The organism is Paenibacillus sp. FSL H7-0756 (genome assembly GCF_038006765.1).
Lineage (GTDB): Bacteria > Bacillota > Bacilli > Paenibacillales > Paenibacillaceae > Paenibacillus_AQ.
Window position 1 is genome coordinate 2137574 of record NZ_JBBOVT010000001.1, and the last position, 22005, is coordinate 2159578.

The 22005-nt window shown below is 53.9% G+C and carries 21 protein-coding genes; 9 read left to right on the top strand and 12 right to left on the bottom strand.

The window, feature by feature from the left end; all coding sequences use genetic code 11:
• Nucleotides 1-8: 8 nt before the first annotated feature.
• Nucleotides 9-680: an alpha/beta hydrolase gene (locus NST04_RS09520; RefSeq protein WP_341184046.1), complete on the top strand. Its 672-nt coding sequence runs from the start codon at nucleotides 9-11 to the stop codon at nucleotides 678-680.
• 170 nt (nucleotides 681-850) lie between these two features.
• On the opposite strand, the gene NST04_RS09525 is transcribed toward NST04_RS09520, so the two are convergent.
• Complete coding sequence (locus NST04_RS09525; protein ID WP_341184047.1) at nucleotides 851-1879, bottom strand: LacI family DNA-binding transcriptional regulator; 1029 nt, start codon at nucleotides 1877-1879, stop codon at nucleotides 851-853.
• Between the two features lie 116 nt (nucleotides 1880-1995).
• On the opposite strand from NST04_RS09525, the gene NST04_RS09530 reads away from it, so the two are divergent.
• Nucleotides 1996-3696: an alpha amylase N-terminal ig-like domain-containing protein gene (locus tag NST04_RS09530; protein ID WP_341184048.1), complete on the top strand. Its 1701-nt coding sequence runs from the start codon at nucleotides 1996-1998 to the stop codon at nucleotides 3694-3696.
• A 60-nt stretch (nucleotides 3697-3756) separates the two neighbouring features.
• Here the strand turns inward: NST04_RS09530 and NST04_RS09535 are convergent, their stop codons facing one another.
• A complete protein-coding gene (locus NST04_RS09535; RefSeq protein WP_341184049.1) occupies nucleotides 3757-4872 on the bottom strand; it encodes a M23 family metallopeptidase in 1116 nt (371 codons plus the stop codon).
• A 232-nt stretch (nucleotides 4873-5104) separates the two neighbouring features.
• Between NST04_RS09535 and lipA the strand changes: the two genes are divergently transcribed.
• A complete protein-coding gene (lipA, locus tag NST04_RS09540; RefSeq protein ID WP_341184050.1) occupies nucleotides 5105-6010 on the top strand; it encodes a lipoyl synthase in 906 nt (301 codons plus the stop codon).
• A gap of 422 nt (nucleotides 6011-6432) precedes the next feature.
• Nucleotides 6433-7170, top strand: a complete 738-nt coding sequence (locus NST04_RS09545; RefSeq protein WP_341184051.1) for a YutD family protein — start codon at nucleotides 6433-6435, stop codon at nucleotides 7168-7170.
• Between the two features lie 377 nt (nucleotides 7171-7547).
• On the opposite strand, the gene NST04_RS09550 is transcribed toward NST04_RS09545, so the two are convergent.
• The 4 genes from NST04_RS09550 to ylbJ all read right to left on the bottom strand — a co-directional run bounded on the left by NST04_RS09550 (nucleotide 7548) and on the right by ylbJ (nucleotide 12590).
• Complete coding sequence (locus NST04_RS09550) at nucleotides 7548-9002, bottom strand: S41 family peptidase (protein ID WP_341184052.1); 1455 nt, start codon at nucleotides 9000-9002, stop codon at nucleotides 7548-7550.
• A 35-nt stretch (nucleotides 9003-9037) separates the two neighbouring features.
• Entirely contained in the window at nucleotides 9038-10216 is a 1179-nt protein-coding gene (locus NST04_RS09555) for a stalk domain-containing protein (protein WP_341184053.1), read from the bottom strand.
• A 172-nt stretch (nucleotides 10217-10388) separates the two neighbouring features.
• Nucleotides 10389-11186, bottom strand: a complete 798-nt coding sequence (locus tag NST04_RS09560) for an NAD kinase (RefSeq protein WP_341184054.1) — start codon at nucleotides 11184-11186, stop codon at nucleotides 10389-10391.
• Between the two features lie 132 nt (nucleotides 11187-11318).
• Complete coding sequence (ylbJ, locus tag NST04_RS09565; RefSeq protein ID WP_341184055.1) at nucleotides 11319-12590, bottom strand: sporulation integral membrane protein YlbJ; 1272 nt, start codon at nucleotides 12588-12590, stop codon at nucleotides 11319-11321.
• Between the two features lie 506 nt (nucleotides 12591-13096).
• On the opposite strand from ylbJ, the gene NST04_RS09570 reads away from it, so the two are divergent.
• Nucleotides 13097-13480 (top strand): globin domain-containing protein, encoded by a 384-nt coding sequence (locus NST04_RS09570; protein ID WP_341184056.1) that lies wholly within the window; start codon nucleotides 13097-13099, stop codon nucleotides 13478-13480.
• Between the two features lie 17 nt (nucleotides 13481-13497).
• Nucleotides 13498-14214, top strand: coding sequence for a DUF2225 domain-containing protein (locus tag NST04_RS09575; protein ID WP_341016863.1), 717 nt, complete (start codon nucleotides 13498-13500; stop codon nucleotides 14212-14214).
• A gap of 121 nt (nucleotides 14215-14335) precedes the next feature.
• Here the strand turns inward: NST04_RS09575 and NST04_RS09580 are convergent, their stop codons facing one another.
• Nucleotides 14336-14566: a hypothetical protein gene (locus NST04_RS09580; protein WP_340938257.1), complete on the bottom strand. Its 231-nt coding sequence runs from the start codon at nucleotides 14564-14566 to the stop codon at nucleotides 14336-14338.
• Nucleotides 14563-14754 (bottom strand): YycC family protein, encoded by a 192-nt coding sequence (locus NST04_RS09585; protein WP_341184057.1) that lies wholly within the window; start codon nucleotides 14752-14754, stop codon nucleotides 14563-14565. Before NST04_RS09585 ends, NST04_RS09580 begins: the two co-directional genes overlap by 4 nt.
• Before the next feature lie 105 nt (nucleotides 14755-14859).
• Here NST04_RS09585 and NST04_RS09590 point away from each other — a divergent pair, with 105 nt between their 5' ends.
• Nucleotides 14860-16659, top strand: a complete 1800-nt coding sequence (locus tag NST04_RS09590) for a M3 family oligoendopeptidase (protein ID WP_341184058.1) — start codon at nucleotides 14860-14862, stop codon at nucleotides 16657-16659.
• 353 nt (nucleotides 16660-17012) lie between these two features.
• A complete protein-coding gene (locus NST04_RS09595) occupies nucleotides 17013-17426 on the top strand; it encodes an O-methyltransferase (RefSeq protein ID WP_341184059.1) in 414 nt (137 codons plus the stop codon).
• A gap of 115 nt (nucleotides 17427-17541) precedes the next feature.
• Here NST04_RS09595 and NST04_RS09600 read toward each other — a convergent pair whose 3' ends face one another.
• Nucleotides 17542-17775, bottom strand: coding sequence for an alpha/beta-type small acid-soluble spore protein (locus NST04_RS09600; RefSeq protein WP_036701727.1), 234 nt, complete (start codon nucleotides 17773-17775; stop codon nucleotides 17542-17544).
• Nucleotides 17776-17876: 101 nt separating this feature from the next.
• Entirely contained in the window at nucleotides 17877-18848 is a 972-nt protein-coding gene (locus NST04_RS09605) for an aldose 1-epimerase (protein ID WP_341184060.1), read from the bottom strand.
• A 447-nt stretch (nucleotides 18849-19295) separates the two neighbouring features.
• Here NST04_RS09605 and trpS point away from each other — a divergent pair, with 447 nt between their 5' ends.
• Nucleotides 19296-20285: a tryptophan--tRNA ligase gene (trpS, locus tag NST04_RS09610; protein WP_036722062.1), complete on the top strand. Its 990-nt coding sequence runs from the start codon at nucleotides 19296-19298 to the stop codon at nucleotides 20283-20285.
• 1 nt (nucleotide 20286) lies between these two features.
• On the opposite strand, the gene NST04_RS09615 is transcribed toward trpS, so the two are convergent.
• Both NST04_RS09615 and NST04_RS09620 read right to left on the bottom strand, forming a co-directional pair.
• The gene (locus tag NST04_RS09615) at nucleotides 20287-20478 is read right to left on the bottom strand and encodes a hypothetical protein (RefSeq protein ID WP_340938264.1); all 192 of its coding nucleotides are present in this window, start codon (nucleotides 20476-20478) and stop codon (nucleotides 20287-20289) included.
• A gap of 382 nt (nucleotides 20479-20860) precedes the next feature.
• The gene (locus NST04_RS09620; RefSeq protein ID WP_341184061.1) at nucleotides 20861-21865 is read right to left on the bottom strand and encodes a metal-dependent hydrolase; all 1005 of its coding nucleotides are present in this window, start codon (nucleotides 21863-21865) and stop codon (nucleotides 20861-20863) included.
• Between the last annotated feature and the right edge of the window lie 140 nt (nucleotides 21866-22005).

Sequence of the window (22005 nt, forward strand, 5' to 3'; positions counted from 1 at the left end):
GAGGAAACATGGAGACTTGTCTATTTATACACGGCTTCACCGGAGGTGAATACGAGATTTCTCCGCTTGCGCAGTTTCTGGAGCGCAGCGGTTATGTGTCCAGAATGTTTACCCTGCATGGGCATGGAGGCGGCAGAAGAGAGTTGCTTCATTCAAGCCGGGGAGACTGGCAGCTAAGCGCTGAGGAGGAGCTCAGGCAGCTATTCTCAAGCTCCGACAAAGTACATCTGATCGGTTTCTCTACCGGAGCGCTGATTGCGTCGCGGCTGTCCGTTCAGTATTCTTCCCGGATTCAGTCGCTCACCTTGTTGTCTACCCCGGTGTATCCGCTCAATCCGGCCGAGATTCTGCGCACGCTGGTCCGTCCGGAGATGCTGCGGAATTATCTCAGCAAATGGGGTTCTACACCCATGAGGGCCACGCGGGAGTTCCAGCGGCTGGTTCGTGAGAGCTTCGAGGTCTATCCGCAGCTGGAGGTGCCGACCTTGATTGTACAGGGCAGGCGGGATCATCTGGTGAGATTCAAAAGTGCGGACTATCTCCGGCAGACGATTCCCTCGGAACGCAAACAGGTGCTGATTATGGAGCAAAGCGGGCATATGGTCTGCCACAGCGGCGAGAGTCCCGCGATGATGGATGAAGTGCTCCAGTTTATCTGCCGCTCGGGCGAGTCCGGGTAAGCAAAGAACCCTTCCAGGGCTGGAAAGGGTTCTTCTGTCTGTCTCTGCGTCTATGATATACATTGACATTGAGGAGGGGGCGTGGTATTTTCAGCTTAAGGAAACCGGTTTCCCCTAAAAGGGGATGAGTACCTTCCTCCCGCTAGTCTACTATTCCGTTATTTCGTTAGTTATTCCGCAGCAGCTCCGCCGCTTCGCTTGGAAGATAACCGGGGAATCAACTCCGGCTCCAGCAGTTGTCCGCTCACGGCAGCTTCTTTGTTATCCAGTTTGTCCATCAATAGCCGTCCTGCGGAAGCGCCGAGCTGGAAGGTATCCATATCGAGTGAAGTCAGCGGAGGAGTGGTGTAGGGAGACAAGGGGTATTCATCGAACGTGGCAATGCCCAGCTGTGAAGGAATGGAGATATTCAATTCCCGGGCCGCCTGCAGCACACCGTAAGCAGAAAAGTTGCTCATGCAGACGATGGAGCCGGGGGGATTCGCACTTTGCAGCAACTGCTTGGCTGCCTGATAGCCATCCTCCTGGGCCGCCCGGCCATTGATGATCCAGCCGCTATCCACAGCCATTCCCGCCTCGCCGAGTGCCCGCTGGTAGCCGGCTGCACGGCGCAGGAAGAGGGGCTCATCCTTCTCACCGCCGATGAAGGCCACAGACGGGTAGCCCTGGTCCAGCAGATGCCGGGTCAGCATGAATCCGCCCAGCTCATTGTCGCAATCGACCCAGATTCCCGGAGCGTTGATCTCACCGATGGAGATATAGGGGAACTGAAGCCGGTTCAGCTCCGCGCACAGATCAGGAGTCAGCACCGAGGTGTTGGCGATAATGCCGTCCACCCGCTTATTCAGCACCAGCCTTTGCAGGAAGTGCCCCTCCGCATGGTCATGCTGGATATTGGCAATGGTCAGCTCATATTTCAGAGGACCAATGATGCTTTCCACCCCGCCGATAATGTTATAAAAGAACTGATTGAGAAACTCGCTTTCCTTGGACATATCTATCAGGATAGCTATCGTATTGCTGCTCTGTCTGGCAAGTCCGGTGGCGATGCTGCTCGGGGTATAGTTCATCTGCTTGATGATGTCCCGGACCCGGGCCTTCGTTTCCTCGGATATTTTGGGAGAGTCGTTCATGACCTTGGATACAGTGGATTTCGCGACACCTGCTGCCTGGGCGATATCCTTAATGGTAACTTTCATAGCTTTCCCTCCCGTCCTTACGGTATGGTGCGCCCTAATGGCGAACTTTGTTCTACCTGTCATAATAACACAGTTGCTGAAGCTGCTCTATGCGGCATAAAAGGAGACTATACAGTATGCTTAACCGGTTATTCGTATATCACACAGCGGAGGACCCCTTCGCCTTCCCGGCAGGCCCCCGCCTGCTTAAACTCAGACTATTCGTGCAGAGCGGACAGTCCCTGTCCTGTACGGTTGTCCACGCTGACCGTTACGATTCACCCGGTCATGAGCTTCCGCAGGAGATGGAGCGGGTCGGCTGTGCCGGAGCGTATGACATACATGAAGCCCTGGTTCCGGCCGGGACTGGCAAATGCCGGTATCTGTTCCACATCGGGAATCCGGCAGGCGAATACATGTGGTACGGGGAGCGGGGAAGCTCAGAGAACAGAGAGCAGGCGGGTGCCTTTCAGTATGCCTATATTCACCGCCCGCACGCCATCGCGCTGCCTGCCTGGAGTTCAGATGCTGTAGTCTACCAGATTTATCCCGAGAGCTACCATCAGGGGACGCTTCAAGGCATTACTGACAAGCTTACATACTTGCAGGAGCTTGGCGTAACTGCTATTTATATGACGCCTATCTTTGAATCGCCTTCCGGGCATAAGTACAATACTTCCGATTACTATAAGGTAGACCCCGGATTCGGGACGCTTGAGGATCTGAAGACGCTGGTCGGGACTGCACACCGGCTGGGGATGAAGGTTCTGCTGGATGCGGTCTTTAACCATTCCGGCGATACCTTTTTTGCCTTCCGGGATGTCCTGGAGCATGGAGAAGCCTCGCGCTACAAGGACTGGTTCTTCATCCATTCCTTCCCGGTCAGTACTACGCCGGCTCCCGGCTATGAGACCTTCGCCAAGGCGGAGACGAGTATGCCTAAGCTGAATATGGATCATCCCGAGGTAGCGGATTATATGATGAACGTAGCCAGGTATTGGGTGCGGGAAGCGGGGATCGACGGCTGGAGGCTGGATGTGGCCAACGAGGTGACTCCGGCCTTCTGGACAAGACTGCGGCGGGAGCTGAAGGCGGAATTCCCGGACCTGCTGCTGATCGGCGAGATTATGCATGCTTCCGGGCCTTGGCTGCGGGGAGACCAGTTCGACGGCGGCATGAATTACCTGCTGCGGGATGCGGTGCTGGAGTTTTTTGCGGCACAGACCGCTGGCCCCGCCCGGTTCATGGAGCAACTGCTGCATCAGGAGGCCTTGTACAATGATCAGGCCAACTCGGCGATGTTCCAGCTGCTGGGCAGCCACGATACACTGCGTTTCCTGACCGCCTGCAAGGAGGGGGGCCGGGGTTGGGACCGGGAAGCTACGGCGATGAGCCGGATGCGGCTGGCTGTCTTTTTTCAGATGACCTATATAGGCCTGCCGATGATATATTACGGGGATGAGGTTGGAATGGAAGGCGCTACAGACCCGCATTGCCGGCGGCCGATGCTCTGGGAGGAGCAGGAACAGCATACCGGACTGCTGGACTGGTACAAGCGGCTGATCTCGCTGAGAACAGAGCATGAGGTGCTACGCCGGGGGGCCTTCCGCCCCTGGTTCACAGATGAGACGCGGGGTATCCTTGGGTATGTCCGGCGCAGCGGGCAGGATCGGATGGGGCTAATTATCAATAACTCCCCCAACCGCTACCATCTGGAGCTGCCTGCCTACCGTTCGGACACCAAAGTGCTGACCGAGCTGTTAAGCGGACTGACCATCCGCAGCTCAAGCAAGCTTCTTGTGGAGATCGAGCCGTTTGGCTGTCTGATGCTGCACTAACCTGTAACCTTTGTCCCGGGCAAAAGAGTAAAGGACTCTGCGAGGGGCAGCCTGCAGGTGTTATTTCTTCTTTTTGTTTTGCCGCAGCTGCCGGAATTCCTGGTTCTCCCATTGCTTGAGCAGCGGGTAAGGATCGAAGGCCCATTCCGTAATGCCGCGGTCACGGTAGATGCCATAATGCAGGTGGGGCGGGAACTTGCCCTGTGTGCCCGGGCTGCCGTAGCCGGAACTGCCGACCCAGCCGATGGTCTGTCCCGGAGTGACAATATCCCCCCGCAGCAGGGACTTCTCATACCCCATCAGGTGGGCATAATAATGGTAGCGGTTCTCAATATCGCGGATACCAATGCGCCATCCGCCGTAGCGGTTCCAGCCCTTGGTCTCAACGATGCCGAAGCAGGTGCTGCGCACCGTCAAGCCATGCGGGGCGAACAGATCCGTGCCTTCGTGAATGCGCGCGCCACCCCAGCTCCGGCCGGTTCCCCAGGTGCTGCGGTAGGCATAATTGGTCCCTATCGGCAGCGGAAATGCACTGCCGGACAAGTCCAGCCGTCCAAAATGCTCATATAGCTTGGCGAACTGGGAGACGCGCTGTGCGGCCCGCCCGTTGTGGTAGTACTCCCAGATCCCGATATTGAAGTCCGTAGCGGAATCCCCGTATTTTAGCAAGTGGCGGGCCATGCTGTAGAGCACGTCGGCATCGCTCTCGGGATCGGCGATGCCGTCCCCCGAGCCATCCAGCCCGAAGCCGCCGAAGAAGCGGATCGAATCCGGCTGCTTGTCGTCCTGATCCGGGTTCAGCGGACCGGACCATACGGGCGCCGGAATTATAATTCCGGTAAGCCGTGGCTTAGCCGCTGCAGAAGGGTTTTCTGCGGCGGCTGTTTTTTTGCTCTTCCTGGCAATGGACCGTTCGTACTGGTCGATGGCAGCGAAGCGGTACCAGGGAATGCCGGTTGCTGCGCCCATCTGCTCAAAGAGCTGCTTGCGGTCAGCGGCGGCAGTCTCTTTGCTGTCTGCGGGAGCAGGAGCAGGACTGCCTGAGCTCAGTTCGGGAATTTGATAATAACGGGCAGCTTGGGCACTTTCGGCAGGACTGCCGCTCCAGAGCAGGGCGGCGGCAGACATGCACATTAAGGTTCTGCGGGTGTAGGGGCTCTTTAATAAGGCCAGCATGATCTCATCCTCCTGCGTTTGGGCGCATTAGTTGCATACATTATTGCGGAAGTGGCACCCGTCAGGTGCTTTTCTTTAGATTGAAGCAAAAGGACTTTTTTTATCCATGACCGCTCCAAGGTTCACAAAAACAGGCAAAGCCTTACTTCGCATGCTATAATATTAGGCAGCAACTTTTGACTGTGAAAGAAATGGACATTGACATTCAGATCGAAAGCGGGGTCTCATCACTTTGACTAATCGAACAGCCAAACAGCCCAAGCCAGACTGGATCAAAATCAAGTTAACCACCGGTGAGGAATATCAGGAAATCAAGGGTATGATGCGCTCTAAGACGTTACATACCGTATGCGAGGAAGCACGCTGCCCGAATATTTATGAATGCTGGGCTAACCGCACGGCAACCTTCATGATTCTGGGGGATATCTGTACACGCGCTTGCCGCTTCTGTGCGGTGAATACAGGCCTGCCGACCGAGCTGGATCTGCTGGAGCCGGAACGTGTGGCAGAGGCTGCTGAAGGCATGCAGCTTAAGCATTGTGTGGTTACAAGCGTCGCCCGCGATGATCTGAAGGATGGGGGGGCGGCGATTTTTGCCGAGACTGTGTCTGCGATCCGTAAGCGCCTTCCTCTATGCAGCATTGAAGTGCTGATTCCTGATTTCCTGGGGGACCGCGAGAGCCTGGAGACCGTGATGAACAGCCGTCCGGATATCCTGAACCACAATATTGAGACTGTGGAACGGATGTCAGACCGTGTCCGGGCCCGGGCCAAATACCGCCGTTCCCTAGAGCTGCTGCGCCGGGCCAAGGAGATGAAGCCGGAGATTCCGACCAAATCGAGTATTATGCTTGGCGTCGGTGAGCAGTGGGATGAGATTCTGCAGGCGATGGATGACCTTAGAGCCGTAGATTGTGATATATTGACATTAGGACAATATCTTCAGCCTTCGCCGAAGCATCTGAATGTGGAGAAATACTATCCGCCCGAGGAGTTTGCGGTGCTGAAGGAAGAGGGCCTGAAGCGCGGCTTCAGCCATGTGGAGGCCGGCCCGCTGGTGCGCAGCTCTTACCGTGCCCATGAGCAGGTGAAGTCTGCTGCGGTGGCCCGTGAGGCGCGTTCTGTTTCGCAGGCATAGATAACCAACCGGCAGCGTAGCGCCATGCAGCGCAGTTGCCGAAGCCTTGGTTTTTTATTTAGAATTTGCTAGGGCAAATTCCCCGCATGACGAAGTCACAGGCAGTTTTTGTTTAAGGTTTTTGTTTTAAGGTTTTTAGGTGTTAGGTTTTTAAAAGGGGTTTGAAAGGCTTAAAGTACCAATGCCGCAAGAGAGGCGAGGTTCTTGGGTGGCGGTTGCACCCCCTTCGCGTTGATGGAGTCATGGAGAGGGATTTTGAAATTGTAGGAGCGGCAGCGTCCGCCTTTGTGGTCTGATTTCACCGCATAGCGGTTAAATGGAAGAAATCAGACCACAACAGCGGCCGGAAATTCAAAATCCCGCGCAATGACGGCTTATCAACGCGCCCCTATTTTCTCAATTGAAAGGCAGGCGACACACGCTTGATCGTTATAGGTGGAAAAGGTTACGAGCTGATGCTCGATCATAAGGACGGCTGGAACCCGGAGGCTTTTCGCGGAAGATACAGCGAAGTGCTGGACCGGTACGATTATATCATCGGCGACTGGGGCTACAGCCAATTGCGCCTCAAAGGCTTTTACCGGGATAATCACCCTAAAGTGAACCGGGACACAGCCATCTCAGGCATGGTGGATTATATTAACGAATACTGTAACTTTGGCTGTGCGTATTTTGTGCTGCATAAGCTGAAGGAGTCCCCGCAGGAGGGAACCTTCAAGGATATTCTGATCAAGGAAGTCCCGGAGCCCGGGCTGGACGAGGATCTGGAGCAGGAAGCTGAACAGGTGGTAACGGTAAAAGAACACCGGGAGCCGCAGACGAAGGGTGCAGGCCGGGACAGGGATGCCGCAGGCGGCTCCGGCCGGGAGCATGCAACCAAGGACAGACCCGTGCGTGAGCACCAGAGCCGCAATCACCGCAACAAAGAAGGCCAGGGCAAGAAGAACCATAAAGAGTTCCAGGGCAGAGGCCAGCAAGGCCAGCCGAATAATGCCAAGCAGAACAGAGAACACAAAGACAACCGGTCTAACAAGCAAGCGAATCAGAATAAGCAGGATAGACCGGAGAAGCAGGACAACCAGAACAGACAGGATAGACAGGATAACAACCAGAACAAGCAGGACAGACAAGACAATAACCAGAACAAGCAGGACAACTAGAACGATAGCCAAGGGGACAGCATGACACCCCCTGTTTCTAAAATGGAACTCAAAAAGCCTCTTCAGGAAATAGCTGAAGAGGCTTTTTCTACTATGAGCTGACGTGAATAGCGGGTACTCCGAATGTATGCGAAAACAGCATATATTGTGTTGACGCCTACCGTGTAGGGAACAAACTAAGCCGTAAGCCTGGAAGAGTCAAATCTCGCTTAAACAGCGGAGCGGACAGAACAATCCGCGGACAAGCGATTGGAACAACATTCCGTTTGCGGAGCGTCCACCCAAATGCTCACGTAAATTCTACTCCACAATAAAGAGCTGTCCCAATCAACCATTCCATGGCTTTTGGGACAGCCCTTGTTGTCGCCGGGCTAATTCTATTTCACAGCTAATTTGAGCTGTTTCAGTGAAGCATTGTAGCTCCATACAAGTGCAGGGAACTTTTTCTTGAAGGCATTCAGCTCGATGAAGGTCTCGCCGTCCTGGTACAGCGCCTCCTTGGAGGCCAGGGTGAACCCGGATACGTTACCGGAACCGGTGGTCAGCAGCACCTTTTTGTTCTTGGCATCCCAGGAGACCTCATTCTCCACCAGCGCGGAGAGGACACGGGAGGCGGCATACACCTTATCGCCCTGCTGGATCAGACCAACATTTCCGGCAAAAGCAGTGCCGTTGATATCCAGAATATGACGGTCACCAGAGGCGACAATCTCCTTCATCCCGGCGATTTGCAGAGCGGTAATCAACTGGGCAGTTTTGCCCTTGACCTCGATATCAGGCGCAAGTCCGATATGATTGAAGTCCTCCTTGTTCGGAGTCAGATACTTCATGGTGGTCAGCTTCAGCTCGCCGCCGCCGGACATGGGAATCAGGCTCTGAATCCGTGCCTTTCCGTAAGAGCGCGTGCCTACAACTGTAGCCAGCTTGTTGTCACGAAGTGCCCCGGTCAAGGCTTCGGAGGCGCTGGCCGTATATTCATTGGTCAATACGACCACAGGCACGCCGATCTTGCTGCCGTTCGTAATTGCGACCGGCTTCAGTGTACCGGTCTGGTCGGAGGTGTACATCATAATACCGGCATCCATGAACTTGGAGACGATATTCTGGGCGCTGTCCATATAACCGCCTGTATTATCGCGCAGATCCAGTACGAGTGATTTCATGCCGCCTGAACGCATTTTGTCCAGCGCTGCGGAGAATTCCTCATCGGCAGTCTGGGTGAAGCCGTTGATGGAGATGTAAGCGATCTTGGAGCTAAGCATCTTGCTGGTTACGGAGCTTGTAGCAATCTCGCTGCGGGTAACCGTATAGGATCTGTTAGCCCCGTTTCTCTGAATCAGCAAAGAGACCTTCGTGCCCGCTTTGCCGCTCAGCTCGTCGCCATTCGTATCAGCCACCCGCACCCCGTCGATCTTGAGGATGGAGTCGCCGCGCTTTAGTCCCGCGGCCTCGGCCGGGGAGCCGCTCATGACCTCTTCAATGTATAGCTCTTTGCCCGAATACATCAGCCGGACGCCGATGCCGACATATTGCAGATCGACCTGATGACCGAAGTCTGCAGCTTCCTCCTTCGTAAAGTATTGGCTGTAAGGATCGTCCAGTGTATTGACCATACCGTCAATCGCACCGCGGATAAGCGTATCCTGATCTACACCCTCGACGTTGTAATACTCCAGATATTGCATAATTTCATTGATAATCTCCGTCTTGGAGGCTTGCGCCGTGTCGGTGGCGGCGGCGGCAGCGTCTGCTGCTGAAGCAGCAGGAGCTAAGGCGATGGATAGAGCCAGACAGCTGCTCAAAAGTGCGGTAACAATTTTGGCTGATTTCATGAGTTCATGACATCCTTTAGATGAATTTTTAAAATTTAGGACTGCGCGTCGAAGCCGATATGATAAGTGGTGTCAATCGTCCAGGCACCGCTCTCCGGCTTCGAGAGCAGGAGGATCAGAGACTGGGTATAGGTCTCCTTCGATTCACCGTCCGTAATGACCACTTCCGCATAGACTGCAGCTTCATAGTCTGTGTAATAGAAGACATTGGAGGAAGACACCGCATAGCTTAGATCATAGGTTTTGAAATAATCACGCAGCTCCTCTTTGTAAGAGTCATCCTCCTCCTTATCGTACGAGGTCATCACGGCAAGGACTGCATCTGCATTGCGGGCATTCATACCTTGGTAGTATTTGCTGAGCGTATCCTTAATTCCGGTCTGATCACCCTGTGGAAGCACAGCGGGCTTCATACCTTGTTCGCGCGTCAGCAGCACTGAGGATTCCTGCAGATCCATGGCAGAGATCCTCCAGGCGCCGTTTTGACGGACCAGCGTATATAAGTATTCGTACTGCTCATCCGGTGTATAATACCCGCCGATCCGTACTGCTTTTTCGACAGAATGGACTGTAGCTTCGTTGCCCGTTAGACTGAGCACTTTAAGACTCTCGATCGTATTCTTGATGTCATATAGCTCGAACTGGGAATTCATATCGCTTACAGCTTCCGTTTGGTCTGCCCCTGCATCAACAAGCGAATAGAAGCTGCTGGCCTTCTCTTCATTATAATATTGGTTAGCCAATTGAATGATTGCCTTGATCTCCTGCTCACTGGAGGCGGAGGACGGCGATACGGTAATCTTCACGCTGCGGCTGGCCGAATCCCAGGTCGCTGTGCCCCCGGTGGCTTCGGCGATGAAGCGCAAGGGTATGTAGGTGGTCCCGGCGTTAGAGACAGGAGCGACTGTGAGCTGCTTGACGGTTCCATTGACGCTGGCCCGCTTGCTGCCTACCTTAAGGCTGATAGTAAGGCCTGTTCCGGTGCCGGTTACGGTGTCCGTCTTGGAGTCCCACAGTACCTGCAGGCCAAGCTTCTCAAACACAACTCGGAAAGGCACAAGCACTGTATTATTCTTCAAATAAGGAGTCCCTGCTGTGAAGGCAAGGTTACTGCCGTTAATATACACCTTAATGGGTTTGTCTGCGGCAAAAGCAGGAACCGCCAGCACAAGGGCCAGCAGGCTGATGCTTAGCAGGGATACTAATTTCTTCAATAGATTCGCTCCTTCAAATAGAAAACTTTGTAAAATAGAACCATTATACCATTTGGAAATTCGGTCTGTCTATTTATTCTGCGTGCTGCTGCCAGACTCAGTAGGGTTCCCGTCAGCCGGCATGATAAAGCCGGAGATCGGGGGCATCTCCGGCTTTATCGGCAAATATTAATTAGACTAAGAAGGCCTCCCGGACACGGTTCCAGAACGGGAAAGGGCGGTAACGGGCGAAGCTGATTTTGTGGTCCGCAACCTGAGCACGTACCGAAATCAGATCATCCACCGGAATGTTATTATGGTCAATGGTCAGCAGCAGGCGCTGATCCTTGCGCGAGAAGATATCGCAGTGATGATGCTTAGGCAGCAGCAGCGGCGATCCCATGGTCCGGAATACCCGGTTATTAATGGAGGCAATTTCAGCAATCTGCAGCGCCTCGATCGAGGGGTGCACCATAGCGCCTCCCAGACTTTTGTTATAAGCGGTACTGCCGGAAGGTGTGGACACACACAGGCCGTCCCCGCGGAACATCTCAAAGGTTACATCATTAATATCCACCTGGATTACAACCGTCCCGTCCACCCCCTTAAGGGTGAATTCATTCAGGGCAATGTGCTTGCTGGAGCCGGATTTCTTATGTATTTCCAGTTCGAGCAGCGGGTACTGAACGATACGGGGTTTATGCGGCCCAACTTCTCCGCACATATAATCAATCAGGGACGGCAGCTCTTCGGCCTGCCAGTCCGCATAGAAGCCCAAATGGCCGGTATGCACGCCAACAAAAGCGAGGTTCGGGATCTGATCGGTAAACGTATGAAAAGCGTGCAGCATCGTGCCGTCACCGCCAATAGAGATCACGATTTCCGGTGACTTGGCATCCAGCTCCAGATTCCGGCCTTGCGCCAGCTTGTGAAATTGCTCCGCTAGTTGGATGGATAATTCATCTCCGCGGTCCAGAACATAATATCTCAAGATGTACAGGCTCCTTTGTCTAATTCAGTCATACACCGATCATAATCAATCTTGACCCGGAACACAATATTAGCGCTGTGAAAAGCCGGAATCCGCTACAGTGCTGCAGCGGGAGATCCGTGGCATATTGAATTATCTTCGGCGCGCATAGGGCTGCCGCCACAGCTTCCCCAGCAGAAAGACCACCAGCGACAGGGCCAGCATAACTGCGAGCAGAAGGCAGAGCAGGCTGATGCTGCTGATTAGGGCGGCTTCTGGACCGGCCAGCCCGGAGGCGGCGGGCTGTGCGGACCACTGACCGGCCAGTCCCGAGCTGACTACCGGCTTCCATAGCAGGAGAAGCAGAACCGCTGAGAGCAGAGCGTGCGCCAGGCGGGCGGCCATGAACGGGAGATAGCGCAGTCCGGTACCATTCAGGATACTGGCGACCTGCGCATGAACTGACAGGCCGCCCCAGGAGAGAATGAACGCTGCCGCCGCAGCCTTGAACTGCAGCGGAACGCCTCCGGCAGCTTCACCCGCCGACCTGGCGCCAAGCGTCACTTCGAATAAGCCGCTGACCAGGGCGGCAGAGAGCCCAGGCGGGAAGCCGGCCAGCGACAGCAGCCGTCCGGTCATGCTGAACAGGGCGGACATTACACCGGCACGGGCGAGCAGCTCCATCAGCACATTGAAGAAGACAACCAGGCCGCCGACAACGATGATGAGCTGGAGCGAGGAGGTGACGGCACTCTTCAGCAGCTCGCCGAGACTTCTTCCATCTACCCGGCGGGCATTTGCCATCGCGTTCAGTGCTGCCCGAAGCCTTCCGGGGCCTTGTCCTTCCGGAGACGCAGAAGAGCTGCCTGAATGGGGGAGGGGGAGGGGCGTAGCTGCTTCTTCCGGCCTGCCCCGGCCATGGAAGGACATCAGCAGACCTACGATGAGTCCTCCCCCGTAATGGGCAAGGGCAAGCACAAGCCCAAGAGAAGCGTCATGAAAGAAGCCCACAGAGACCGCGCCCAGCAGAAAAATCGGGTCCGAGGAGGTCGTAAAGGCGACGAGCCGCTCGCCCTCAATTCTGGTAATCATTCCCTGCTCGCGCAGCTTGGCGGTTAATTTCGCACCGACAGGGTATCCTGATACATATCCCATTGCTAGGGCGAAGCCGCCGCTGCCGGGTAGATTGAAGAGCGGGCGCATCAGCGGATCAAGCAGGGCGCCGAACAGATGGACAATGCCGAAGCCCAGCATAATTTCAGAGATGACGAAGAACGGAAACAGTGAGGGAAACAGCACATCCCACCAGACAGCGAGCCCGCGCAGCGCCGCATCCAGAGCGCTTGCGGGATGCACCAGCATCAGCAGCATACAGCCCGCCAGCACGATCCCGAGCAGCGGGCTTGCGATTTTGTTCAGAGTCATCGGTTTCTCGCCTCCAGTTCTATGCTTAGTTGTATGCCGAAAGGTGGACAAACAGCACAAAAAAACGAGGAAAACGGTTACATTTACCGGTGCTTTTTCACTGAAATTATGGTATTATAAACTTAATTAATGCACATCTTGTTGAGTTAGATTTTCAGGGATGGAGTGATGGTGATGAGTGTAGTTGCCGGAGTGCTCGTTTGTGCTTTTGTATATGTGATCCGGGTCTCCCTTGTCCCGCCTGGTGATGAAGATTTTAGAACATACTGATTAGCTTACGAGCGCTGAACTCCGGTTTGGCGCCTTTTTTTGTCTGAATTTTCTGGTGTTATTTTGTCTGGAATTTGAAATAATCTGGGCTTTCTGTTGCACACGGGCAGCTTACTGGTCTTCTTGTCCTGGAATAAGGGGATGTCTTAAGGCAGGGATAACCGTGCAGCGGGTTTTTTGGTATAATGAGAAGCAACTGCTTATCAGATTAAATATGGAAGAAGGCGATACCTCCAATGAATCCGAAAGAGAGCCTGTATGACAGCCTGGGAGGTGCTGAGGGAATTCACCGTCTGGTAACTGTATTCTATGCCAAGGTGCAGCTTCACCCGCAGCTCAGCCCGCTATTCCCTGAAGATATTACTCCGGTGCTGGAGAAGCAATATCAGTTCTTGAGCCAATTCTTTGGAGGCCCTACTCTGTTCTCCGAGCAGCATGGCCATCCCATGATGAGAGCCAGACATATGCATGTCCCCATCACTCCTGCTCTGGCGGAGGATTGGCTCGCCTGCATGAAGGCAGCGCTTGAGGAGATTGGTGTGGAAGAGTCTCTCCGGACCTTTGTTCTGAGCCGGCTGGCTGGTCCCGCCCATCATTTTGTCAATATGCCCCATGAATAAAGTGTAGTTGTGAAAGGATGAGGGCACCCGTGCCGGAATTAATACCGCTGTACTCGATTAAGGTTACCTGCTGTAACTGTGAACATGAATTTTCTACCTCAAGAGTACGTCCCAGCCTCAAAAAGGCTATCCGCCGCGATGCGGACTTCTGCTCCTATTACAAGGCGGAGAATCCCGATTATTATGTGGTTCGGGTCTGTCCGAAGTGCGGCTTTGCCTCCACGGAGAATTCTGCGGACAAGCTGGCTGACTGGCAGCGGAAATCCTTCGATGCCCAGGTAGGAAGACGGTGGCAGGCCCGCAGCTTCGGAGAGAAACGTAACTGGGAGGAAGCGCTGGAGACGTACAAGCTGGCGCTGATCTGCGCACAGAGCATTAAAGACAAGGAACGTATTATCGCAAGCCTGCTGCACCATATTGCCTGGCTCTACCGGTATCAAGGGGATACGGTGCAGGAGCAGCGCTTCCTGACCTATTCGCTGGATGAGTATGTGAAGGTGTTTGAGAATGATTCCTCCGGCGGTAATGATGCGCGGCTGATGTATCTGATTGGTGAGTTGAACCGCCGGATCGGGGAGTTCGCCGCCGCTGTGCGGTGGTTCTCAAGGGTCATTAATGACCAGCGGATTACGGACGCGGCCATGATCCGGGCTTCACGCGAGCAATGGGCCATTCTGCGTGAGCAGATGCGCGGGCTGGACGTTGATCCGGACGGACTTCCGGCAGGTACATAGAAGGCTTGGTGCGGGTGTTAAAGCGTCTATCCGTTATACCGGAACGCAAAAAAGGCGTAGAAGGAATGCCTCTTCTACGCCTCTGCCCGCTTAAGCGGGGCGAACTGCCGGTCATCCGAGCTTAGCGGACCGCCCGGTCAAACAACAGGTAGTCATTGTCATTATCAATGACGGTGGGACTTGCACTGCAGCAGGGAAAGACCAGCAGCTTTTTTTTGCCGTCACGCACGTGCTGCAGCTCCTTAGGCTTCATCGGCAGAAGAACATTCTCATGGTCGCAGAAGGGGCAGTATTGCACGTACATGTCGCCAAGAATAATGTCATAAGGCCAGGTATGGCTGAAGGGGATCATTGCTTATCCTTCTCACTGGAGGGAGCAGGTGCGCTGTCCTCAGTGGTCTCGCTTGCGGGCTTCTTGGATAATTCAGCGATCTTTTGCAGCAGGATATGTTGGGGCATATGCATCAGGTGTTCCAGCGGAACGCCGAGTTGTTTCGATAAGGTGATGGCCGTCTCCGGCGATATTTGCAGTGGCTTCATTAGGAGGCCCTCCTTACAATTAGTGGAGTATCATGATTCACTTTACCATGGCTCTACCTCAATTACAAAGAAAACTACTCTATAACAAAGGAATGGTGAGTCTATATGAAACAACCGTTATCACTGACATGGGAACTGGAATCGATTTTTCCGGGAGGCTCTGCCTCTCCGCAGTTCGAGAGCTTCCTGAGCGTGCTCGAATCCGATATTGAACGTCTGCGCGCGCAGGTGGCTGCCGCTGCTGCACCGGCTGATGCGGCTTCAACGAAGGGGCTGGACCCGGTCATTGAGCTGCTGCAGAGCTGTGCCGGACGTCTTACACAGGCCTCGGAATTCGCCGGTTGTCTGGGTGCACAGAATCAGCTCGACAAAGGGGCGGTGAGACTGTCCTCCAAGGTAACGGGACTGCGCGCCAGTTATGAGGGCATCAGCTCTGCCTTCGATAACGTGCTGCGCCAGACCTCTGATGCGGTATGGGGGGAGTGGATGGCCCGGCCGGAGATTGCCCCGCTGAATTTCGTGCTCAGTGAGAGCCGGAGTCTGGCCCGTGAGAAGATGAGCCCGGAGCTGGAGAGCCTGGCACTTGAGCTTGCAGTTGACGGTTATCATGGCTGGAGCGAGCATTATGAGACCATTGTCGGACAGATCCAGATTCCTTGTGAAGAAGACGGGGAAGAGAAGCTGCTCTCTGCCGGTCAAGCCTTCAACAAGCTGACGGACGAGAATCCTGAGGTCCGCCGTACGATGTTCCGCAAATGGGAAGAAGCCTGGGGCGGGGCGGCCGACTATTGTGCAGATACCTTGAATCATCTGGCAGGCTTCCGCCTGAAGCTGTACAAGGGCCGCGGCTGGGAGGATGTGCTGAAGGAGCCGCTGGGCATCAACCGCATGTCCCGTGAGACTCTGGATGTCATGTGGGACGTGATCACGAAGAGTAAGCCCGCACTGGTATCCTATCTGAAGCGCAAGGCGGAGATTCTGGGTCTGGAGTCACTCGCCTGGGTCGATGTGGATGCGCCTGTCGGCAAGTCCTCCGGCAAAATTCCCTATGAACAGGCAGCCGCCGACATCGTGACCCAGTTCCGCAAATTCAGTCCGAAGCTGGCGGATTTCGCCGAGCGCGCCTTCGACAAGGATTGGATTGAGGTTGAAGACCGGGCCGCGAAGCGTCCGGGCGGCTTCTGCGTCTCCTTCCCGGAGAGCAAGGAATCCCGTATCTTCATGACTTACAGCGGTACGCCGTCCAATGTATCCACACTTGCGCATGAGCTGGGCCATGCCTATCATTCCTTCCTGCTGGAGGACCAGCCGCTGTTCAACCAGAACTATGCAATGAACGTGGCGGAGACCGCTTCTACCTTTGCGGAGGTCATTGTGTCGGATGCACAGGTGAAATCTGCGGCGGACAGTGAAGAGAAGCTGGCACTGCTTGAAGCGAAGATCCAGAACAGTGTGGCGTTCTTCATGAATATCCATGCCCGCTTCCTGTTCGAGACCCGCTTCTATGAGAAGCGCAAGGCAGGTCTGGTAAGCAGTGAGGAATTGTCCGCGCTGATGGAGGAAGCCCAGAAGGAAGCCTTCTGCGGGGTTCTCTCCGAATATCATCCGCATTTTTGGGCGTCGAAGCTTCATTTCTATATCACGGATGTGCCGTTCTACAACTTCCCGTATACGGTAGGGTATATGTTCAGCACCGGTCTATACCGGCTTGCACTGCAAGAAGGGGCTTCCTTTGCCGATAAGTATGACAGCCTGCTGCAGGATACCGGAGTGATGACGCTGGAGGATCTGGTGTCGAAGCATCTGGGCGTTGATTTGTCCAAGCCGGATTTCTGGCAGGGGGCGGCGGATTTAATCATTGCCGATATTAATGAATTCCTGGAAATGACGGAACAACGCGCCTAAGAATTTGTCGAAAATGAGAAGAATTGATTTTTTGCAGTGAAATGATGACTGTAGAATATGGTGTGAATGTGCAAAGGCCCCGGTTTCGGGGTCTTTTTATGTTGTTTATTTGTCGATAAATGGCGACAAAAGTATGTATTTTGCTATAAATACTAAATAATTTGCGCATTTATAGGGATTATAACCCAATTATGTTGAATAATGTTGTGGGTGTTTAAATAGTACCCTATAATGAGCCTAAAGCCTTATATAAGCGCTGCTAGACCCACGAAATTCAAACAACTGCTTACGAAGCAAGTGTTGTGTGAGGCAGAGCCATGAGGCTGCATCACCCACAAGACTTTTAGGAGGAAATGCATGTGAGGACGGAACAATTATCGCTTGCAAGACAGATGGATCTGGTATTTCATGAGCTGCAGGAGGAATTGTCAGGATTGAATTCAGGGACCGTATTTGTACAGATCAGGAATAATATTATCGGCAAGTTCGGGGTCCGCCACAATCCGCTCGCCGGACGCAGCGGAAGCTTCGCAGCCGAACAGGAGGGGCTGACTTCTAGGCAGCAATCCTCATTCCGCGTCATGGCACTGGAGAGCCTGAAGTATAAGAAACGGTGGACGCATGGAGAGATCAGCTACGAATTTGCTGTACGTCAGGGAATGGTGGTGGTGGACGCCACACTGGAGTCCAACTACAATATGGCGAACCTGATGATCCGTTATCCGCGCAGCAGTCACGGTGAGGCCTCGGATCAATCCTTCGGCTGATTCTATATACATATAGAAAAGCCCCCCTGCGCTTCGACGAGAAGCGCGGGAGGGCTGTGAAGCTGCTTTGGTCTATGCCTCACGGCTTAGACGGTTTGTAAAGATGAGGTAGCGATTACGAACGACCAGACAGTTGTTGCTCTGCCAGTTGCACCAGACGTTTGGTGATATATCCTCCCAAAGAACCAGTTTCGCGGGAAGTATAGTTCCCATAATAACCGTCAGCCGGAATAGTTACTCCAAGCTCTTGTGCTGCTTCATATTTCAACTGCTGCAGCGCTGCATTCGCTTGAGGAACGACCAGGTTGTTAGAACGGCTACCACGACTTTGTTGACCTGCTTGACCCATGTGTGCTCACCTCCTTCGCCCGTTGTGAAGATAGTATGAGCGCGGGAGGGAGAATTCATGCACGGATTTTGAAGGTTTATAGGATGGTAATTATATGAAATTTACCGCTCCGGATAAATCATCTGCAGCGTGCCCCCCAGAACGAGCGTCTGTCCGGGTTCAAGCGTGATCAGCCCGGTAAAGGAGGCGTCCTGCTGGAGATTAGGTGCATCCGGGAGCCAGGTGAGCGGTTCAATGCACAGGAACTGGTCGGCTTCGCCTTTGGTAAAGAGAATCCAGTGGCGGAAGAAGTCAGGATCGGCCGAGTAACGCAGCCCATATCCATCATCCCGCATCAATACGGCCTCGGCAGGCTGGCCCTCTGCTATACGCAGGACGGTATCCAGGTCCGCACCTTGAAGATTCAGCCGGGTGTGCAGGCTCTTAAGCTCCCCGAGCGGCAATAGCTGTCCAGTAGGCAGGAGATCCTCACTCAGCTCATAGACAGCCCCGGCAGGAAGGGTAACATTCCAGCGGGAAGGTGTTCCGTCCAGCATGAACCAGGTGTGGTAGCCTGCGCCAAAAGGAACACTTTTGCTGCCGAGATGAGTGACCCTGAGCGTCTGCTGGAGCCGGTCATCCTGAAGCCGGAAGGTCATTTCAAGCTTCAGCGGCTCGGGAAATTGTCTGATCCACTCCGGATCATCCATGGTAAGGAATTCAGTGGTGACCGCGCAGCCGTCCTCGTCTTCTTCAATGTCACTGACACACCAGGCCTGGGTGCGGTGCAGTCCGTGAATATGATGTTCTCCCGCATTGCGGTCGAACTGGTAGCTTGTGCCCTCGAACTGGAAGCTTCCGCCGCGTATCCGTCCGGGCGGCACCAGGAGGGGCAGGCCGAAGTGATAAGGTTTCTGCATATATGATGCCAAGTCGCTTTCTTCAGGCTGACGGAGGATCTGCCGCTCCATGGTGCGGTCCCATAATGAAATTACGTTATTACCCAGCCGGGGCAGAAGCGTGACTTCCAGTTCCCGGCTATGCAAAATATACGTATCATAACCGTTCCACTGCCCTTTGGTCACCTGTTTCATAAGAGATATGCTCCTTTGATAAGCTGTAATCAGATTACATACACACGAATATCTTTATCATACCAGATTTATCCGGAGGAGGTTAGGGATTTGACAACTTCTCCGGGCCGATCTATGATGGAGGCATCAAGTAACACAGGTAACGCGATGACAGGGACAAGTAAGCATGGACTGTACCTCCAGAAAGCCGGTGGCTGATGTGAACCGGTGGTGCACCTCTGACTGAATGGACCCTTGAGCGCCGCGCTCGAACAGGCTGCATAAGCCTTAAGTAGACCGGCCGCCTCTTCCCCGTTAACGGAAGCCAAGGCTGTTTGCATAGATCCCTGCGGGGACTCCAGGCAGCGAATAAGGGTGGTACCACGGTCTCACGTCCCTTGCGGATGTGGGGCCTTTTTGCGTTCTATGCGCCAGCGGACATTAATTATGATGATGGAGGATAAGAGAATGGCTAAAAAAGTATTGTCGGGCATACAGCCCAGCGGTTCACTCACACTCGGTAATTATATCGGGGCAATCAAGAATTTCGTCAAGCTTCAAAAGGAATACGAATGTTACTTCATGGTGGTCGATCTGCATGCCATTACGGTAGCCCAGGACCCCGCAGCTCTGCGTGAGAATTCCGAATCAGTTGCCGCGCTGTATCTCGCTGCAGGCATCGATCCGTCCATTGCACATGTCTATATGCAGTCCCATGTGCCGCAGCATGCCGAGCTTGGATGGATTCTGACTACGCTCACTGCCATGGGTGAGCTGGAGCGGATGACACAGTTCAAGGATAAATCGGCCGGCAAAGAATCTGTGGGCGCAGGCCTGTTCGTCTATCCGTCGCTGATGGCCGCCGATATTCTGGTCTATAATGCGGATCTTGTGCCGGTAGGCGAAGACCAGAAGCAGCATCTGGAGCTGACCCGTGACCTGGCGGGACGCTTCAATCACCGGTTCGGTGACTTCTTCACCGTCCCTGAGCCTTACATTCCGGAGGTCGGAGCGCGGATTATGTCCCTGGATGACGGCACCAAGAAGATGAGCAAAAGCGATCCCAACCCCGGCAGCAGAATCGGACTTCTGGACCCGCCTGATGTGATCCGCAAAAAGATCAGCCGGGCCACAACCGATTCCGGCCGTGAGGTTATCTTCGACCCGGCAGCTAAGCCGGAGATCAGCAATCTGATGAGCATCTATGCCGAGTGCTCGGGAATGAGCCTGCAGCAGATTGCCGACAAATATGAAGGCCAAATGTACGGCGGCTTCAAAAAAGAGCTGGCTGAAGTGGTCGTAGCCCTGCTGGAGCCGATCCAGCAAAGATATCAGGACATCCGCAGCTCAGGGATGCTGAGTGATATTCTGGCTCAGGGTGCCGAAAGTGCACGGATCAGTGCTGCCCGGACCCTGGAGGGCGTGAAGGAACGGATGGGCTTCCTGCCTACCCGTTAAGTTAAGGGGCAGGCTGGTTGCTCTCCGCCTTGCGTCTCAGCCTGGCCTTGACGATGAAGCCCCAGCCGATGTTAAGCACGCATAGCGCGCCGAGCAGCAGTGCCAGCCAAATGTTATAGCTGATCGAGATGGAAGCTGCTGTGAGGAGTAGAATTGAAGAGCAGGCGAACCACAGTGACAGACCTTTACCCATATGTTCCAGCCTTCCTTTCTGCTTCAAATAGTGTACAAGTGAATCCCGGTGTGCCTCGCAGCATGCCGGGATTTTGCGTAAAGTGAGCGTATATAGGCTTTGAACTGTAACCGCTTTTGTTGTTGATTGTGCCTTATGCCGTCCCGGACGTCAAGGGGGAGGCAAGAGAATAGATCCCCGGTAAATATAGTCTATAACGTATCTTCCTCCCCAAACGGCGGAGCGGGGAAATTCCTGCATTTCCTGCAACAATCCATACAGTGATCCTTATACCCCTTATTCAAAGTTGCAATATTTACAACATCTCGGCGTGACCTTTGACCGCACAATTAAAAAAATGGCACCTGCCCCTGCAGATGCCACCTGTCTTCAAAAAAACTTCCTACAGCTTGACGGTTCCCGGGTCAATGGCGAAGCGTTCATCGAGCTTCTCGCTGCTTAGCCATCCGACATAAGTATTCAGCGGTTTATACTCATGATCCATTACCAGGACAGCCACGAACGGGAATTGCTTACGGTGTAAATAACGGACATCTCCCCAGCGTACAATATAACCAGAGGGCAGCTCCTCCACCTCCGCGACAGCGTAAGAGGTGAAGTACAGGAAGGCCTGAATATCCGGATGGGATTTGGAATGCTCGACAGCGGGGTGAGTGGAGCACACCGCATGCTTGAACCATTCCAGCCGCCCGCTGTTCAGCAGCCCGACATTGTAGCTGCCGTCCGGCTTGGCTTTGACCACGTTCCACCGCGTTGGCGAAATGGTGGGGATCACATAATATCGGTCACCTGCATGGTGGTGAACATCCTTGTTCTTGATGCTGCGTGTAATGCGGGCATGAACAAGGGTCCGCCAGATGTAGTACAAGACGATGCAGGCGTACAAGGTAATGAATAGTGGAGCGGGCGGTACCATTCCGCTGATCCAGAGAATAATCGCCGCTGCATGGCTGCCGAAGATAAACGGATCGAAGATATGGATGATATTCCAGGCGATCCATTTCTCGGTGAACGGGCGGGCGGCCTGAGTCCCGTAAGTGTTGAACAGATCGGAGAATACATGGACGGCAACGCCGATGAAGCTCCAGAGCGCAACATGGCTTAAGGTGCCGAGGTCCGTGAAGCCAAAGAGCGGCCCGATGACCACTGTGATCAATGCCGGCCACAGCAGTAAAAAGGGCAGTGAATGGGTGATTCCCCTGTGATTGCGGATATATACCGCGTTATCCTTCAGACGCAGGGCGGTATCGGCATCCGGTGCCTGAGAAGCCAGTACAGTAGCTACCATCACCGCTCCGGCAAGCGTTCCATTAGAAGCGACGAGCGGATCGACGAAGGACAGACCTGCAAGTCCAAGTCCCATAACAAAATGTGTGGCAGTATCCATTAGTCAGATCTCCTTTGTACGGAAGTTCTCTATTAATAACTACCCATTATTGGGCTAAGTTATTTAAGGACGGGGAAATAAATATCGTCACGTAATTGTCGAATTAATGAACATCTTGGTCAATGATTGTCAAAGCCTTT